The sequence below is a fragment of the Streptomyces pyxinicus genome (assembly GCF_024753135.1).
In the GTDB taxonomy this organism is placed as follows: domain Bacteria; phylum Actinomycetota; class Actinomycetes; order Streptomycetales; family Streptomycetaceae; genus Streptomyces; species Streptomyces pyxinicus.
Window position 1 is genome coordinate 1 of the sequence record NZ_JANUGP010000006.1, and the last position, 16,528, is coordinate 16,528.

At 74.6% G+C, this 16,528-nt stretch carries 11 protein-coding genes, 1 tRNA gene and 1 riboswitch; of the genes, 6 read left to right on the forward strand and 6 right to left on the reverse strand.

The window, feature by feature from the left end; all coding sequences use genetic code 11:
- Nucleotides 1–411, forward strand: a 411-nt coding sequence (locus tag NX794_RS09905; protein ID WP_258777944.1) for an NPCBM/NEW2 domain-containing protein, incomplete at its 5' end; no start/stop codon positions are given.
- On the opposite strand, the gene NX794_RS09910 is transcribed toward NX794_RS09905, so the two are convergent.
- Both NX794_RS09910 and NX794_RS09915 read right to left on the reverse strand, forming a co-directional pair.
- Nucleotides 408–3,713, reverse strand: coding sequence for an ATP-binding protein (locus NX794_RS09910; RefSeq protein ID WP_258777946.1), 3,306 nt, complete (start codon nt 3,711–3,713; stop codon nt 408–410). The genes NX794_RS09905 and NX794_RS09910 overlap by 4 nt on opposite strands.
- Nucleotides 3,714–3,827: 114 nt before the next feature.
- On the reverse strand, nt 3,828–5,927 hold the full coding sequence (locus tag NX794_RS09915) for an asparagine synthase-related protein (protein ID WP_258777947.1): 2,100 nt from the start codon (nt 5,925–5,927) through the stop codon (nt 3,828–3,830).
- Between the two features lie 811 nt (nt 5,928–6,738).
- Between NX794_RS09915 and NX794_RS09920 the strand changes: the two genes are divergently transcribed.
- The 4 genes from NX794_RS09920 to NX794_RS09935 all read left to right on the forward strand — a co-directional run bounded on the left by NX794_RS09920 (nt 6,739) and on the right by NX794_RS09935 (nt 12,053).
- Nucleotides 6,739–8,163 carry an NsdA family TPR-like regulatory protein gene (locus tag NX794_RS09920; protein WP_258777948.1) on the forward strand — a complete coding sequence of 475 codons (1,425 nt, stop codon included), beginning with the start codon at nt 6,739–6,741 and terminating at the stop codon, nt 8,161–8,163.
- Nucleotides 8,164–8,246: 83 nt separating this feature from the next.
- The gene (gene lhgO / locus NX794_RS09925; protein ID WP_258777949.1) at nt 8,247–9,455 is read left to right on the forward strand and encodes an L-2-hydroxyglutarate oxidase; all 1,209 of its coding nucleotides are present in this window, start codon (nt 8,247–8,249) and stop codon (nt 9,453–9,455) included.
- Between the two features lie 359 nt (nt 9,456–9,814).
- Entirely contained in the window at nt 9,815–10,639 is an 825-nt protein-coding gene (gene trmB / locus NX794_RS09930) for a tRNA (guanosine(46)-N7)-methyltransferase TrmB (RefSeq protein ID WP_258777950.1), read from the forward strand.
- Between the two features lie 58 nt (nt 10,640–10,697).
- Entirely contained in the window at nt 10,698–12,053 is a 1,356-nt protein-coding gene (locus NX794_RS09935) for a PrsW family intramembrane metalloprotease (protein ID WP_258777951.1), read from the forward strand.
- Nucleotides 12,054–12,102: 49 nt separating this feature from the next.
- Here NX794_RS09935 and NX794_RS09940 read toward each other — a convergent pair whose 3' ends face one another.
- The 4 genes from NX794_RS09940 to NX794_RS09955 all read right to left on the reverse strand — a co-directional run bounded on the left by NX794_RS09940 (nt 12,103) and on the right by NX794_RS09955 (nt 15,814).
- Nucleotides 12,103–13,047: an aldo/keto reductase gene (locus NX794_RS09940; RefSeq protein WP_258777952.1), complete on the reverse strand. Its 945-nt coding sequence runs from the start codon at nt 13,045–13,047 to the stop codon at nt 12,103–12,105.
- 79 nt (nt 13,048–13,126) lie between these two features.
- A complete protein-coding gene (locus tag NX794_RS09945; protein ID WP_258777953.1) occupies nt 13,127–14,188 on the reverse strand; it encodes a M23 family metallopeptidase in 1,062 nt (353 codons plus the stop codon).
- Between the two features lie 9 nt (nt 14,189–14,197).
- Nucleotides 14,198–14,367, reverse strand: a riboswitch (cyclic di-AMP (ydaO/yuaA leader).
- Between the two features lie 183 nt (nt 14,368–14,550).
- Nucleotides 14,551–14,624 (reverse strand) — tRNA-Met (locus NX794_RS09950).
- Between the two features lie 53 nt (nt 14,625–14,677).
- Nucleotides 14,678–15,814: a dihydrofolate reductase family protein gene (locus NX794_RS09955; protein ID WP_258777954.1), complete on the reverse strand. Its 1,137-nt coding sequence runs from the start codon at nt 15,812–15,814 to the stop codon at nt 14,678–14,680.
- 70 nt (nt 15,815–15,884) lie between these two features.
- Between NX794_RS09955 and NX794_RS09960 the strand changes: the two genes are divergently transcribed.
- Nucleotides 15,885–16,418: a MarR family winged helix-turn-helix transcriptional regulator gene (locus NX794_RS09960; RefSeq protein WP_258777955.1), complete on the forward strand. Its 534-nt coding sequence runs from the start codon at nt 15,885–15,887 to the stop codon at nt 16,416–16,418.
- The last annotated feature ends 110 nt before the right edge of the window (nt 16,419–16,528 follow it).

The window sequence follows — 16,528 nt, forward strand, 5'->3', positions numbered from 1 at the left end:
GACTACGACCTCGACGGCGACGGCACCCGCCCCGAGATCGCGCTGCTCGGCAGCAGCTGGGTGTGGCAGCGCTACGGCGTGACCATCGGCGGCAAGCAGTACGCGCCCGGGGTGACCGTCCACGGCCGGTCCTCCGTCACCGTCGACCTCAACCGCGAATGCACCGCCTACGACGCGCTGGCCGGCGTGGACGACCTGACGCTCGGCCTCGGCAAGGTCTCCTTCTCCGTCTGGGCCGACGGGACCCGGCTGTGGCGCTCCGGCACCGTGCGGGGCCGCGACCAGGCCGTCCCCGTGCACGTCGACCTCACCGGACGCAAGACCGTCCGCCTCGTCGTGGAACCGCACAGCGGCCTCTTCGACCGGACGGCGCTGGCGGACTGGGCCCGCTCCCGCTTCACCTGCCGTTAGCGGCCTGTGCCGGCGCCCAGTTCGCGCAGCACGTCCGCCGGCTCGAAGGCGGCACCCCGGGCGCACTCGGCCGTGAACCGCTCGGCCGGCAGGGCCGCGCGGGCGCCGGCGTGCACCCGGGCGGCCTGGCCGCGCTCCGGTTCGGGGCGCGGATGGCCGTCGCGCCAGCGGTCGGCGGCGGCGAACAGCCGCAGCGCGCCCGGCAGCTCGCCGAGCCGGGCCAGCAGACCGGCGGCGGTGTCCGCGAGCCCGGCGGTGACCGCTTCGGCGCACCGCCGGGCGACCGCCTCCCGCAGCGCCTCGGCGACCAGCGGGAGCCCCTCCTCCGGGCCCGACTCCTCGGCCACGACGAGCGCCTCGACCGCCCGCAGTTCCGCCACGAACTGCGGGGGCGGGGCGCCGCCCCGCGCCATCCCCCCGGCCTCCTCGTACAGCGCGCGGGCCCGCGCCGGGTCCCCGTCCCGCAGGGCGATGCGGGCGCGCAGCAGGAGCACGAAGGCGCGGGGTTCCGGTACCGCGTAGTGGTCGGCGGCCGTCTCCGCCTCCGCCAGGGCGGTCAGCGCGGTGTCCCGGTCGCCGGAGCGGAAGGCGATCTCGGCGAGCCGGGCCATCAGGAACGGCGCCTCGGCGTGCGCGCCCACCTCGTGGGCGAGCCGCAACGCCTCCTCGTACTCCCCACGTGCCTCCTCGTACCGCCCGCGTGCCATGGCCGCCTCGCCGGCCGCGCTGCACACCTGGGCCCGCATCCAGCGGTCCCCGACGCGCCGGCTGAGGACCCGCAGCTCGGCCAGGTCCTCGTCCACACCCCGCAGATTGCCCTGGGTGTCGACGACGACGTGCGCGCGGTACATCAGGGCGACCCCGGTCTCCCAGTCGCCGCCGAACCGCCGGCAGTTGGCGACGGCCGCGCCCATGTCGAAGCCGACGTCCACCGGACCGCTCAGGTAGTAGGTGGTCAGCGGCCAGCAGATGCCGGGGAACCGGGCGGCTGCCGGGCCGCCGGGCTCGTAGGCGGCCCGGATGCGCGCGACGTACCTCGGGGCGCGGTCGTCCGCCGCGAAGTTGTCGGCGCTCAGCTCCGAGGTGAGGAACAGGTCGAGCATCCGCAGATCCGTCCGCAGCTCGCGCAGGGGATGCCCGGACTCGCCTTCGGGCGCGGCGAGGAAGGTGCCGACCGGGTCGGCCAGCGCCATCCGGGCCGGCACCAGGTCCGGCGGGGTTCCCTCGGGCAGGCCGTCCAGGGCGACGCCGAGGCGGAGCACCTGACGGACCCAGGCGATCCCCTCCTGGCGGTAGTTGCGCAGCCACCAGAACCAGCCGATGGCCAGAACCATCGCGCCCGCCTCGGCCTCGGCACCGGCACGCACCGCGCGGTCCAGGGCCGCCCGGATGTTGTCCGTCTCGCTCTCCAGCCGCGCGACCCACGGCAGTTGGGCCGCCGACCGGAGCAGCGGCTCGGCCTCCTCCAGCAGGGCCCGGACCCACGCGCGGTGGCGCCGCTCCGCGCCGGCGCGCAGTGCGGGGACCTCGGCCGCGCGCTCGGTGGCGTACTCGTGGACGGTCTCCAGCATGCGGTAGCGCATGCCGCTCGGGGTGCCGTCCGGCGGGCCGGCGGGGGCCGCGACGATCAGGGACTTGTCCACGAGCGCGCCGATCAGGTCCGCCGCCGGGCCGGTGCATACGGCCTCGGCCGCCGCGAGGTCCCAGCCGCCGGCGAACACCGACACCTCGCGCAGCACCGTGCGCTCCCGCTCGTCCAGCAGGTCCCAGGACCAGTCGACCACCGCGCGCAGGGTCTGCTGGCGGGGCAGCACGGTGCGGCTTCCGGTGGTGAGCAGGCGGAAGCGGTCGTCGAGCCGGTCGGCGATCTGCCGTGGGGTGAGCAGCCTGAGCCGGGCGGCGGCCAGCTCGATGGCCAGCGGCAGCCCGTCGAGCCGGCGGCAGATCTCGGCCACGGCCCCGGTGTCGGCGAGCACGGCGGCGGCGTCGGGCCGGACGGCCGCCGCGCGCTCGGTGAACAGCCGGTGCGCCTGCTCCGGGACGAGGGGCTCGACCGGGCGCACCGACTCGCCGGGGACGCCCAGGGGTTCGCGGCTGGTCGCGAGGACCGTGAGCCCCGGGCAGTGGGTGAGGAGGGTCTCGGCGAGGGTGGCCGCCGCGCCGATGACGTGTTCACAGTTGTCAAGGATCAGGAGCCGGCTGCGGGTGGCGCAGTGCTCGATCAGCAGGGCCAGGGGGTCGGCCTGGCCGGTGGCCGGCTCGTGGGTCAGCAGGACGGTCTCGCGCAGACCGAGGGCGCTGACCACCGCGCCGGGCACCGCCTCGGGGTGGTCGAGCGGGGCCAGCTCGACCAGCCACGCGTGAGGATGCCCGGCGGCGGCCTCCTCGGCGAGGCGGGTCTTTCCGGAGCCGCCCGGTCCGGTGAGCGTGACCAGGCGGGCCCTGTGCAAGTCGGAACGAATGGCGTCGAGTTCTGGTTCCCGGCCGACGAAGGACGTCAGGCGGGGGCGGAGGTTCCCGGTGCGCTCGGGGGCGTACGCCGGTGACGCGCTCGGTGCCGCGGGTGCCGCCCATGCCTCCCGTGCCGCACCCTTGAGCAACGCCTCGTGCAGGGCTCTGAGTTCCGGGCCCGGGTCGGCGCCGAGGGCGTCGGCGAGGGTGCGGCGGGCCGCCTCGTAGGCCGCGAGGGCGTCGGCGGAGCGTCCGGTGTCGCGCAGGGCGCGGACGAGGAGGGCGTGCAGGGTCTCGTCGTAGGGGTGCGCGGCGGTCAGTTCGCGCAGTTCCGGTACGACGTCCCGGGCGCGGCCGAGGTCGAGCGCGGCGGCGGCACGGGTGCGGGTGGCCTCCAGGCGCAGCGCCTCGGGGCGGGTGCCGGCGGCCGGGTCGGGCAGGTCGGCGAGGGCGGGGCCGTACCAGAGGGCGAGGGCCCCGGTGAGGACGCGGTGGGCGGTGGCCGGGTCGCCGTCGGCGAGGGCCTGGGTGCCCAAGCGGGCGAGCCGTTCGAAGACATGCAGGTCCACCTCGTCCTCGGTGGCTTCGAGGCGGTAGCCGCCCGGCCCGGAGGTGACGGCGTCACGGCCGAGGGTGCGGCGGAGCCGGCCGACGAGGGCCTGGAGGGCGGCGGGGGCGTCCTGGGGCGGGGTGTCGGTCCAGATCGCGTCGATCAGTGTCTCGGGTGCGGTGGTACGGCCGGGACGCAGGGCCAGCGCGGCGAGCAGGGCGCGCAGGCGCCGGCCGCCGAGGGGGACGGGGGTGCCCTGGAGGTCTGCCGCTCGGGTGGTGCCGAGGATTCTGTACCGCACGCTGCCATTGTCGCGGGGGGCCGGAGGGCGGGCACGGGAGTTTCCGGGGCCGGCGGCGGAACGCGGAGAGGCGGCCGAGCCGCGCTGCCCCGGGCCCCCGCCGCACCCCGGCCCTCACACCCCCGGCGCCAGAGCCCCCCGGCGCGGCTGGATGCCGGAAGGGACCGCCCGCGCGCGGGCCGGGGTTCCGGTCCAGCAGGTGCCGCGGCGGGACAGGAGGCGGCCGAGCCAGAGTTCGAGGGAGATGAGGTCGGCGAGGCCGTCCAGCGGGAGGGGCTCGCCGGCCGCCGCCGCGCGTACCGCCTTGCGGACCACCCGCGCCTCCACCAGGCCGGCGTCGGCGAGGAGCGGGGTGGTGAAGAGGTCGAGCAGCGGGTCGGCCGCCACGCGCAGCCCCGCGCGCGTGGCGGCGGCGGAGGAGGCGTGGGAGGGCGCGCCCCAGCCGGGCGGCAGGTCGGTGACGCCGGCGCCGCCGAGGACCGTGCGGAGGATGGCCGCCCGGGCGCCCGGCCGCACGCGCAGGGCCTCCGGCAGGGCGCGGCAGGCGCGGACCACCTGGTTGTCGAGGAACGGCGCGTGCAGCCGCTGGGAGCGGATCTCCGCGGCCTGCTCCAGCACCCGCAGGTCGGCCGCGTACCGGGCGAGCGCCGCCCGCGCGCGATGGTCGCCCGGACGCTGGACGCCCGTCCCCGCGCGGTCCGCCTCACCCCCGAGCAGAACCGATACTTCAGCCAGTGCCTCCCCCGTCAGCCACCGCGCGGCCGGCCCGGGTCTCGCCCAGGTCAGCGCGGCGAGGGAGGCGCCGACCGCCCCCTTGGGCTCGTCGAACCGGCGCCGCATCAGCCGCTCGGCCAGCACGTCGAGTCCCGCGCGGTACGGCGTACGGGCGAGGCGGCGGGCCGCACCGTACACGCGCGCGGACACCATGACCGAGCTGTCGGCCCGCGCGAGGGCGGCCACCGGCCGGACCAGATGCCGGCGCCGGCGGTCCATCAGCAGGTCGGCGAGGCGGGCGGGATGGGCGTCCAGGACCTGGCGGGCGCCGTGCCCGGTGAAGTGGTCGGCGCTGCCGGCGGCGAGCCGCGCGCGCTGCCGGGCGGCGACGACCAGCGAGGGGCCCGGTTCGTCGGTGAGGGGGCCGTCGAGGTCGGCGTAGGGCAGGGTCTCCTCGCCGCCGGTCACCACCACGTGGTGCAGGCGCGGGTTGGCCGCGAGGGCGCCGGCCCGTTCCAGCTCGGCCTCGCGGCCTCCGACGGCGAGGTCGTTGAAGGTCACCGCCAGCAGCCGCTCCCCGGCGCCCGTGCCGTGTCCGAGGAGCGTGCCGGGTCTGCCGGGCAGGCCGGCGGCCAGCAGCGCGAGGGTGCCGGAGGCCGGGCCGCCGGACAGGTCGGCGCCGATCCCGGGCACCGGCATCCCGCGCGCGGCACGGCGTTCGGCGGGACCCATGCCGGGCACCGGGCCGGGATCGAGGTCGGGCACGTGCCGGGGTGCCGACAGCCGGGTGCGCACCGCCTCCACGAGCGCGTCTCGCACGGCGTCCACGGCGCGCTCGGGGTCGGCCGGGGGCGCGGCCACGGCCAGGGAGGCGACCGGCTCGTACCCGACGATCTCGCGCGCCCCGGCGCGCAGCACCAGGGCGTGCCCCGGTGCCACCCGGCGTACGCCCTCGTACGGCGTGGTGTCGCGTAGCGCGGCCGGTACGTCGGGGGCGGCGAGCAGGGCGGCCAGGTGGCCGAAGTCGAGGTTGGCCTCGATGAGGTCGGCGAGTGGCAGGGCGGCGGTGGCATAGGCCGTGCCGCCCGCCCAGGGAGTGTGGAACACCGGGCGCGCGCCCGCGAGATCGCCGCACACGGTGACGCGCCGGCCGATCTGGACGACGGCCGTGTAACTGCCGGACCAGGTGGTGAGGTGGCGCAGCGCACCCCCGCGCGCGGTGACCAGCGCGCGGCGCAGCTCCTCGTCGGAGGCCCCGCAGATACCGAGGACGGCGATCCGGTTCTGTCCGTCGGCCCGCACCACGCGCACCTCGTCCGGGCGCCAGTCGCCGACCGCCCACAGCGGGTCGGGGTCGCCCCACAGGAGGTGGGAGCCGACCGGGTGCAGGGTCTCGCCCTCGTGCCCCAGGGCACCCGCTGACTCGTACCCGAGGGCATCGGCGGAGCCGATCCCGGCGGCGCCCGCGGCGGTGCTGCTCCACCCCACCAACCACCGCATCGACGCCTCCACAGCCTGTGGGACCACCAGTGCACCGCATGAACCCGCGTGAACCCATGGAAGACCGCGTGAACCTGCACGAACCGGCATGAACTCGCGTGGATCAGGGCCCCCATGCGGCGGGGTCCCCATGCTGCCATGAAGAACCGGCCGCGGAGGGGCGGCGGCGCGGCCTTCGATCGAGGGAAATCCCGGGACGGTTCCGCCGGGAGCGGGACGCCTGCCCGCTGCGGCACGGGCGGAGTCGAGGCGGGGCGGCTGCGCGGGGACCCGAGGGGGCGACGCGAATGCGCCCCCGCTACGCTCCCCAAAGCGCCCTTCACGCCCCCAAGTTGCAGGGTCGCGGCGGCCGCCGACCGCTTATCGTAGGGTCGATTTTCAGCCAAATAAAGGCAGAGCGGCCGTCGTTGAGCACGCTCCGTACAGGCCTGCGGAGCGCGCGCGACGCGCGTACACGCACAGTCCGGGAGGCGGGCATCGCCTCCCGGACCGGTCCGCCACCCGCGGGGATGAAGGCGGCGGTGTCCCCCAGCCCGCTGGATCCAGTACAGCGGGCCGACCCACGCGAGAGCCATGGAACCGTCCGCCGGTTGGCCGGAGAAGAGCGCACGGGCGGGCGCACGGCCACACGGGCGGGTGCACGGGGCGACCGCGCCGTGCACGGTGCGTCAGGACCGTACTGCCGTACGGACCACAATCCCGCCAACCGGAACAATGCCCCTTAACGCTTGGGATGCGGCGAACTACGCTGGGTTTACGAATGCCGCGTGGTTATGCCAGCGCGACAGCCGTCTGTGTCGAGGGGTGGCGCATGTCCAGGGAGCAACGCGGGCCGAACGAAAAACTCGGCGCCGTTCTCGCCCTCGCGGGAATCAGCAACGCAGGACTCGCGCGACGCGTCAACGACCTCGGCGCCCAACGCGGGTTGACGCTTCGCTACGACAAGACGTCCGTGGCGCGCTGGGTGTCGAAGGGCATGGTGCCGCAGGGCGCCGCGCCGCACCTCATCGCGGCCGCCATCGGACAGAAGCTCGGCCGCCCGGTGCCGCTCCACGAGATAGGCCTGGCGGACGCGGACCCCGCACCCGAAGTGGGCCTCGCCTTCCCCAGGGACGTCGCGCAGGCGGTGCGCTCGGCGACGGAGCTGTACCGGCTCGATCTCGCCGGCCGCCGGGCCGGATCCGGCGGCATCTGGCAGTCCCTCGCCGGGTCGTTCGCGGTCAGCGCCTACGCCACGCCCGCGTCCCGATGGCTGATAACCCCCGCCGACAGCTCGGTCGCGCGGGAGCCCGGCTCCGCCGAGGACTCCGGCGCACCGATCAAAGTCGGCCACAGTGACGTGCAGAAGCTGCGGGAGGCCGCGGAGGACGCCAGGCGCTGGGACTCCAAGTACGGCGGCGGCGACTGGCGTTCGTCCATGGTCCCGGAGTGCCTGCGCGTCGAGGCGGCACCGCTGCTGCTCGCCTCCTACTCCGACGAGGTCGGCCGCGCCCTCTTCGGGGCCTCCGCCGAACTCACCCGGCTCGCCGGCTGGATGGCCTTCGACACCGGACAGCAGGAGGCCGCGCAGCGGTACTACATCCAGGCGCTGCGCCTCGCGCGCGCGGCGGCCGACGTCCCCCTCGGGGGGTACGTGCTCGCGTCCATGTCGCTCCAGGCCACCTACCGCGGCTTCGGGGACGAGGGCGTCGACCTGGCGCAGGCCGCGCTGGAGCGCAACCGCGGGCTGGCGACCGCCCGCACCATGAGCTTCTTCCGGCTGGTCGAGGCGCGGGCGCACGCGCGCGCGGGTGACGCGCAGGCGGCCGGCGCGGCCCTGAAGGCGTCGGAGGGGTGGCTTGAGCGGTCCCGGGAGGGCGACAGCGACCCGTCCTGGCTGGGCTTCTACGGCTACGACCGGTTCGCCGCCGACGCCGCCGAGTGCTACCGCGACCTGAAGCTGCCCCGGCAGGTCCGGCGCTTCACCGAGCAGGCGCTGTCCAAGCCGACGGAGGAGTTCGTGCGCTCGCACGGGCTGCGCCTCGTGGTGTCGGCGGTGGCGGAGCTGGAGTCGGGCAACCTGGACGCGGCGTGCGAGCAGGGAGTGCGGGCGGTGGAGGTGGCCGGGCGGATCTCCTCGGCCCGGACGACGGAGTACGTGAAGGACCTCCTGCACCGGCTGGAGCCGTACGGGGACGAGCCGCGGGTGGTGGAGCTGCGGGAGCGGGCCCGGCCGCTGCTGATGACGACGGCGTAGCGCGCCCGTCCGACGGCGCCCGAGGTGGTTTGAAGGCGTTGTCAGTGGCGCAGTGCACTATCGGTAGCGGGAGGTGGTGCGGGGTGCCGGTCGGGGCGTACGACTGCGATGTGCTCGTGGTCGGTGGCGGGATCGTCGGGCTGTCGACGGCGTACGCGGTCACGCGTGCGGCGCCGGGCACACGCGTGACCGTGCTGGAGAAGGAGCCGGGCCCCGCGCGGCACCAGACGGGCCGCAACAGCGGGGTCGTGCACAGCGGGATCTACTACCGGCCCGGCTCCCTCAAGGCGCGGTACGCGGTGCGGGGCGCCGCCGAGATGGTGAAGTTCTGCGCCGAGTACGGCATCGCGCACGCCGTCACCGGCAAGCTGATCGTCGCCACCGAGCGCGCGGAGCTGCCCCGCCTGCACGCACTGGTGCAGCGCGGCCGGGAGAACGGCATCCCGGTGCGCGAGCTGGGGCCCGCGCAGATCGCCGAGTACGAGCCTGAGGTGCGCGGACTCGCCGCCATACACGTCGGCACCACCGGCGTGTGCGACTTCGTGGGCGTCACCCGGCAGCTCGCCCACGCCTCCGGGGCCGAGATCCGCTACGGCGCGAAGGTCGTCCGGGTGGACCGGCGCCCGGAGCGGGGCGTGGCCGTCCGCACCGCCGCCGGTGACATCGTCCGCGCGCGCGTGCTGGTGAACTGCGCCGGGCTGTACTGCGACGAGCTGGCCCGGCTCACCGGGGACGAGCCAGGGGTGCGGATCGTGCCGTTCCGCGGGGAGTACTACGAACTGGCGCGGCCCGAGCTGGTGCGGGGCCTGGTGTATCCGGTGCCGGACCCGGCGTTCCCGTTCCTCGGCGTGCACCTGACCCGGGGCATCGACGGCGGCGTCCACATCGGCCCGAACGCGGTGCCGGCACTGGCCCGGGAGGGGTACGGCTGGGGTGTCGTACGCCCCCGCGAGCTGGCCGGCACCATGGCCTGGCCGGGCTCCTGGGCGATAGCCCGCCGCCACTGGCGGTACGGCGCGGGCGAGCTGCACCGCTCGGTCTCCAAGGGCGCGTTCCTGGAAGCGGTCCGGAGACTGCTGCCCGCGGCGGAGCCCACCGACCTGGTCCGGGCTCCCGCCGGCGTCCGCGCCCAGGCGGTGCTGCGCGACGGCACCCTGGTGGACGACTTCCTGATCAAGGAAGCCCCCCGCGCGGTCCACGTCCTCAACGCCCCCTCCCCGGCGGCGACGGCCTCCCTCCCCATCGGCCGGGAGATCGGCCGCCGGGTCCTGGACATGCTCGGGGCGGACTGACGCGGGGCCGCCCCGGGCAACGGCCTGCCCCGGGCAACGGGCCCGGACCGGGATGCGCGGGCCTGCCCGGCCCCGGCCGCCGGACGGCCCGGGTGCCGGCACCGCCGCGGGACCGCCCGGGTGCCGGCACCCGAGGCGGACGAGCCGCTCCGGGTCACACGGACTCTCCGGGTACCGTGGCTGACAGGCGGTCGTGCACCAGCCTCCGATCCCGGTGGCCCGAGCCCCCGTCCGGCTGCGGCGGTCGGCACATGTCCCGACGGAGCCCCCGAAGCAAGACGAGGCCCACGCTTCTCGGAAGACCCCGTCCGCGACGGAGGCACAGGCCCCCGCCACCGCGCCGTAAAATCGGATGCACTGTGTCTGACTTCCTCAACAGCCCCGAAGCCCCTCCGTCGGCCCCGGACCCCGCCGGGGCCTCGATCCGGCACGACCGGGCCAAGGGGGAACCCCGGTTTCCCGACGGGCCGAAGGCCGATCCGGCCGGGTCGCACTTCGAGCGGCGGATCCGGAGTTTCCAGCCCCGGCGCAGCCGGGTGACCACCGGCCAGGCCGACGCGTTGCAGCGGCTGTGGCCCACCTGGGGGCTGGACATCGACGGGCAGCGGGTCATCGATCTGACCGAGCTGTTCGGCAACGCCAACCCGGTGGTGCTGGAGATCGGCTTCGGGATGGGCGAGGCCACCGCGCGGATGGCCGGCGCCGACCCGGACACCAACATCCTCGCGGTCGACGTCCACACCCCGGGCCAGGGCAACCTGCTGAACCTCGCCGACCAGAACGGGCTGTCCAACGTCCGCGTGGGCAACGGCGACGCGATCATCCTGCTCCGCGAGATGCTGCGGCCCGACGCGCTGGCCGGACTGCGGGTGTACTTCCCCGACCCCTGGCCCAAGAAGCGCCACCACAAGCGGCGGCTCATCCAGCCGGAGTTCCTCGACCTCGCGGCGACCCGGCTCGGGCCCGGCGCGCTCGTGCACTGCGCGACCGACTGGGAGCCGTACGCCGAGCAGATGCTGGAGGTGCTCGACGCGCACCCCGCCTTCGAGAACACGCAGGCCGACGGTGGTTTCGCGCCACGTCCCGGGTTCCGGCCGCAGACCCGTTTCGAGGGACAGGGACTGGACAAGGGTCATGTCGTGAACGACCTCCTCTTCCGGCGCGTACCGCACCCGAACCGCTAGAACCCGGCCGCCGAAACCGCGGCCCGGGCGGCGTCCCGTCACCGTTAGGGTCGATGCCGTGGCCACCAGTGCTCCGTATCCCACTGTTCCCGCAGGTCCGGGCGCCGGACCGCTCCGGCACCCGCACTGGTGGCAGCGCCCCTGGGTGCGCTACGGCGCGCTGACCACGCTGCTGGCGCTGTCCGGTCTGGTGATCCTCGCGCTGGTGCGCAAGCAGACCGGCACCGAGGGCTTCCTGGTGGGGCTCGGCCTCGCCGTGCTGCCGGTGCCGTGGCTCACCGCCGCCTTCCGGTGGCTGGACCGGGTGGAGCCGGGCCCCTGGCGCAACCTGGTCTTCGCCTTCGCCTGGGGCGCCTGCGCCGCGGCGCTGATAGCCATCGTGGCCAACACCTTCGCGACGAAGTGGATCGCGACCGCCACCGCGGACCCGGCGAGCGCCGACACCCTCGGGGCGACCGTGATAGCGCCGGTCGTCGAGGAGTCCGCGAAGGCCGCAGCCGTCCTGCTGGTGTTCCTCTTCCGCAGACGGCACTTCACCGGGCTGGTCGACGGCGTGGTGATAGCCGGGATCACCGCCACCGGGTTCGCGTTCACCGAGAACATCCTCTATCTCGGCACGGCCTTCGGGACCGACCAGCTCACCGGCGACCGGGGCATCGCCTCCGTCACCGCCGCGACCTTCTTCGTGCGCATCGTGATGTCGCCGTTCGCGCACCCCCTCTTCACCGTCCTCACCGGCATCGGCTTCGGCGTCGCCGCGCTGTCCGGGGAGCGCCGGCGCGTGCGACGGGTCCTGCTGCCGCTGGGCGGACTGCTGCTCGCGATGAGCACGCACGCCCTGTGGAACAGCTCCTCCACCTTCGGCCGGTACGGGTTCTTCGCCGTCTACGGCGGCTTCATGGTGCCCGCGTTCGGGCTGCTGACCTGGCTCGCGGTCCGGACCCGGCAGCGGGAGCTGCGGACGGTGCGCGAGGAGCTGCCGGTGTACGTGTCGGCCGGCTGGCTGGGGCCGGCCGAACCGTACGCGCTCGGCTCGATGCGGGCCCGGCGGATGGCCCGGGACCACGCCCGGCACCACGTCGGGGGGCGCGCGGCGGCGCGCACGGTGGCGCGCTACGAGACGGCCGCCACCTCGCTGGCGTTCCTACGGCACCGGGGGCGGCAGGGGCGGGCCGGCTCCGACTTCGTCGTACGCGAGCGGGAGCTGCTGACCGAGCTGTGGCAGCACCGGGCCGTCGCCCGCCCGGCCCTGGAGTACGCGGCGCGGGCGGCGGCACCGGCACCGGCGTACTGGGCGCCCCAGCCGTACGGCTACGGATACGAGTACGGATATGGGTACGGGTACCCGGCGGTGCCGCATCCGGCGTACCACCCGTACACCGCGTACACCCCGTACAACCCGCACCGCACCTGACGCCCGCGCCCCGTGCCGATGCCGGTGCCGGTACCGCTCTGCTCCGCCGCTACGCCGACGCCTCCGTCAGCTTCTTCACGTCGTCGTCGGTCAGCGTGAGGTCGGCCACCGCGAGCAGCGCCGGAAGCTGCTCGGTGGTGCGGGCCGAGGCGATCGGCGCGGTGACGGTGGGCTGGGCGGCGAGCCAGGCCAGGGCGACCGTGGCGGCGGAGGCGTCGTGAGACCGCGCGACCTCGTCCAGGGCCGCGAGGACCCGCTGGCCGCGCTCGGACTCCAGGTGCTTGGCGGCCGAGCCGGCGCGGGCGCTGTCGACGGTCGTACCGGGGCGGTACTTGCCGGTCAGGAAGCCCGAGGCGAGGGAGAAGTACGGCACGGCGGACAGGCCCTCGCGGGCGGCGACGTCCTGGAGCGGGCCCTCGTAGGTGTCGCGCGAGACCAGGTTGTAGTGCGGCTGGAGGGCGACGTACCGGGCGAAGCCCTCGCGGTCGGAGAACTCCAGGGAGGCCTGGAGCCGCTCGGCGCTGATGTTGGAGGCGGCGATGTTGCGCACCTTGCCCGCCCGCACCAGCTCGTCGAGCGCGCCGATGATCTCCTCGACCGGCACCTCGGGCTGGTCGAAGTGGGTGTAGTAGAGGTCGATGTGGTCGGTGCCGAGGCGGCGCAGCGAGGCGTCGGCGGCGGCCTTGATGTTGGCGGCGGACAGCCCCTGGAAGTCGGGGTGCTGGCTCACCTTGGTGGCGATGACGACGTCGTCGCGGTTGCCGCGGGCCTTGACCCACTTGCCGATGATCGTCTCGGACTCGCCGCCCTGGTTGCCCTCGATCCAGGCGCTGTAGCTGTCGGCGGTGTCGACGAAGTTGCCGCCGGCGGCCGTGTAGGCGTCCAGGACGGCGAAGGAGGTCTCCTCGTCGGCGGTCCAGCCGAAGACGTTGCCACCGAGGCAGAGCGGGAAGACGTCGAGGTCGGAGGAACCGAGTGTGCGCAGAGAAGTCATGCTCAATGTCAACGCCGACGGCGGATGATCGCATTCCGCCGCCGGCGCCAGGCAACCGCAAAGTGTGCGTACGCCGAGGTCAGGGGTTGAGGCCCTTGCCCCGCAGCCACGCCATCGGGTCGATGCCGGTGGCCGCGCCGCCCGGGTGGACCTCCAGGTGCAGGTGCGGTCCGGTGACGTTGCCGGTGGCGCCCACCCGGCCGATGACCTCGCCGGTGGAGACCTTCTGACCGGCGGAGACGCTGATCGAGGACTGGTGGCAGAACCACAGCTCGGTGCCGTCGTCCAGGGTGAGCACGGTCCGGTAGCCGTAGGCGCCGGCCCAGCCCGCCTGGGTGATCGTGCCGCTGTGGATGGCCTTGATGAGGGTGCCCGTGGGCGCGGCGAAGTCGAGGCCGGTGTGGTGGCCGGAGGACCACATCGAGCCGGCCTGGCCGAAGGTCGAGGTGATCGTGTACGAGGAGGTGGGCAGCGCGTACTGCTTGGCCGACGCGGCCAGCCGCTTGGCCGCCGCGGCCTTCTTCTCCGCCTCGGCGGCCTTCTTCGCGTCGGACTCCGCCTTGTCCCTGGCGGCGGCGGCCTGGGCGGCGGCGTCCTTCTCGGCCTTGGCGGCGGCGGCAGCGGTCTCCTGATGGGCGGCGGCGAGCGCGGTGGCGGTGGCCTTGCCCTCGGCCTTGCTGCGCTGCTGCTCGGCCTGGGCCATGATCCGGTTGCGCAGCGCCTCGCCGGCGCCCTGCTCGCCGTCGGCGGAGGCCGTGCCGGCCTGGGCGAGGGCGGTGGCCGTCTCCGAGGAACCCGAAGAGTCCGAGGAGTCCGAGTCGTCCTGGAAGAGCGAGCCCACGGAGGGGAGGTGGTCCGGCAGGGACAGGGAGACCGGCGGCTTGCCGGTGTTGGCGCTGGCCATGCCGCCCGCGCCGACGGCGGCGATCACGCCGACGCCGAGGACGGTGGAGCTGCGGGCGAAGCCGCCGCGCTGCTTGGCGACACGGTGCCGGCCACGGACCGGGGTGACGGTCTCCTCGGTCGGGTTCCACTCCTCCCAGGGGCCCTCCTCGGCGCGGTAGGAGCCGTAGCCGAAGGTCTCGGACTCGTGCTGAGCCGGTATGAACGGGGCTTCTGGGGCAGGCCGGTTGGACGCCACGCGGGCGTACTCCTTTCCTTCCTCCGCCTACCGGGTTAGCTGACGGGTTCGGAGCAGGAAGGTCTCCTACGCGCGTAAACCGGACGTGACTCTCTGCGAGTGCACGGCGGTGTCCGCGTGATTCACCCCAAGGTGGTGGTTCCCCGGTTCCCTGAAAGGGGATTCGGCGCGTGCGCACGGAGCCGCCTCGGGTGACGGCTGGGACGACCGCGCTGCGTTATCGAACGTTAATAGACCCGGAGGGGAGTTTCCAAGCCGTTCGGCTTGATCATTAACGTTTCCGTCACGGAACTCCCGTGGGCGGCCCCGGAAATGACTCAGGGCCGGAATCCATGAACTGGATTCCGGCCCTGGGCCTTCAGTAGCGGGGACAGGATTTGAACCTGCGACCTCTGGGTTATGAGCCCAGCGAGCTACCGAGCTGCTCCACCCCGCGTCGTTGTGTCTTCAGCATACGCCATCTCGGGGGTCCCGCGCACACTCGTTGCCTCAGCCCTTGATCAGGTGCCTGTTCGGCGCCTCGGCGAGGGCCGCCAGCTCCGGCAGTACGACGACCAGGGCGCCCCCGGCGCGCAGGACGCCGGTGCCGTCGGCCGCCGTGACGAAGGTGTCCGGCTCCCGCCAGGCGGTGACCACCCGGCGCACCCCGGCCCGCAGGATCAGCTCGGCGCAGGGCGCGGGGCGGGAGGCGCGGCGGGCACACGGCTCCAGACTGCTGTAGACCGTGGCGCCGGCCAGCCGCGGGTCGGCCGGGTCGAGCTTCGCCAGCGCCGCCTCCTCGGCGTGCACCACCGGGTCGTCGCCCTCCCGGGAGTGGCCGCGGGCCAGCTCGGTACCGTCGGCGCCGACCACGATCGCGCCGACGCTGAACGCGGTCTCCGAGGGCGGGCACTGGGCGGCCAGCTCACAGGCGGTGCGCAGCCAGTGCCGGTCGGCGGCGACGGGGTCGGCCCCGGTGCCGGGAGCGGTGGGCTGATAACGCGTGAGCACGACGTCCTCGATCCGGCGGGTCTCGACCAGCCGCAGCCGGCCGCCCTGGTAGGCCCCCGGCCCGAACAGGCGCGGGGCCTCCGGGTCGCCGACGAACAGCGGGGCGAGGACCAGCTGGAGTTCGTCGGCGAGGCCCTGCCGCAGGAGCTGGGTGTGCACCAGGCCACCGCCCTCGACCATGAGCCGTTCGACGCCGCGCACCTCGCCCAGGTGCGTCAGCAGGGCCCGCCAGTCGAGTGCGGTGCCGAGCGGTACGACGGCCGCGGTGTCGCCGAGCAGGCGGGCGGCCTGTTCGGCGCCCCGGTCGGTCGTGTAGACGAGCTTGTCGCCGCCGGTGTGCCAGAAGTGGGCGCCGGGGTCGAGGTCGCCGGTCGCGGTGACGGTCACCTTCAGCGGGTACGCGGGCCGGCCCGCCGCCAGCCGGGCCGCGCGCCGCTCGGCGGAGTTGACCAGCAGCCGGGGGTTGTCGGCGCGGATCGTGCCGGCGCCGACGAGGATGGCGTCGACGGAGGCGCGCACCTCGTCCACCCGGTCGAAGTCGGCGGGACTCGACAGCAGCAGCCGCTCGGGGCCGGTGTCGTCCAGGTAGCCGTCGAGGGAGACGGCGGCGGACAGCAGCACGTACGGCAGAGGCATCGGCGTACTCCCTCACGGCGGCCCACCCGGAGCCCTTGGTTCAACTTTGAAACAAACTTACACTGGCCGCATGACGACCCGCTGGCTCACCCCCGAGGAGCAGCGCGCCTGGCGCGCCTACATCGCCGCCTCCCGACTCCTGGAGGACGCGCTCGACCGGCAGCTCCAGCAGGAGGGCGGCATGCCCCACCTGTTCTACTCGGTGCTGGCCAACCTCTCCGAGGCGCCCGGCCGGCGGCTGCGCATGACCGACCTCGCCGAGACCCTGAAGATCACCCGCAGCAGGCTGACGTACGCGGTGACCCGGCTGGAGCGGGACGGCCTGGTGCGCCGGGAGAACTGCCGCTGGGACCGGCGCAGCAGCCTCGCGGCGCTGACGGACCAGGGCATGGCGGTGCTGGAGCGTACGGCACCCGGGCACGTGGAGACCGTGCGCACCGCCCTGTTCGACCGGCTGAGCCCGGTACAGGTGGGCCAGCTGGAGGAGATCTGCACCGGGATCGTACGGGGGTTGCAGGGCGAGGACGAGACGGCCGCGGCGCCGGAGGACGTGCCCTGGCGCCGCCGATCCACACCCTGCGCGGACACCTCCGACACCGACTGAGGCCGCCCTCGACGCATTGCTTCAACTTTAAAGCATGAGGTAGGGTCACGATCACGGCAGGCTGCTTCAAATCTGAAGCACCTGCACCGGTACGGACCCCGGAGACCCGC

Coding starts and splice junctions, on each gene's coding strand:
- NX794_RS09915 (WP_258777947.1), bottom strand. CDS start 5,927: ATGCGGTGGTTGGTGGGGTGGAGCAGCACCGCCGCGGGCGCCGCCGGG.
- NX794_RS09920 (WP_258777948.1), top strand. CDS start 6,739: ATGTCCAGGGAGCAACGCGGGCCGAACGAAAAACTCGGCGCCGTTCTC.
- NX794_RS09940 (WP_258777952.1), bottom strand. CDS start 13,047: ATGACTTCTCTGCGCACACTCGGTTCCTCCGACCTCGACGTCTTCCCG.
- NX794_RS09955 (WP_258777954.1), bottom strand. CDS start 15,814: ATGCCTCTGCCGTACGTGCTGCTGTCCGCCGCCGTCTCCCTCGACGGC.
- NX794_RS09960 (WP_258777955.1), top strand. CDS start 15,885: ATGACGACCCGCTGGCTCACCCCCGAGGAGCAGCGCGCCTGGCGCGCC.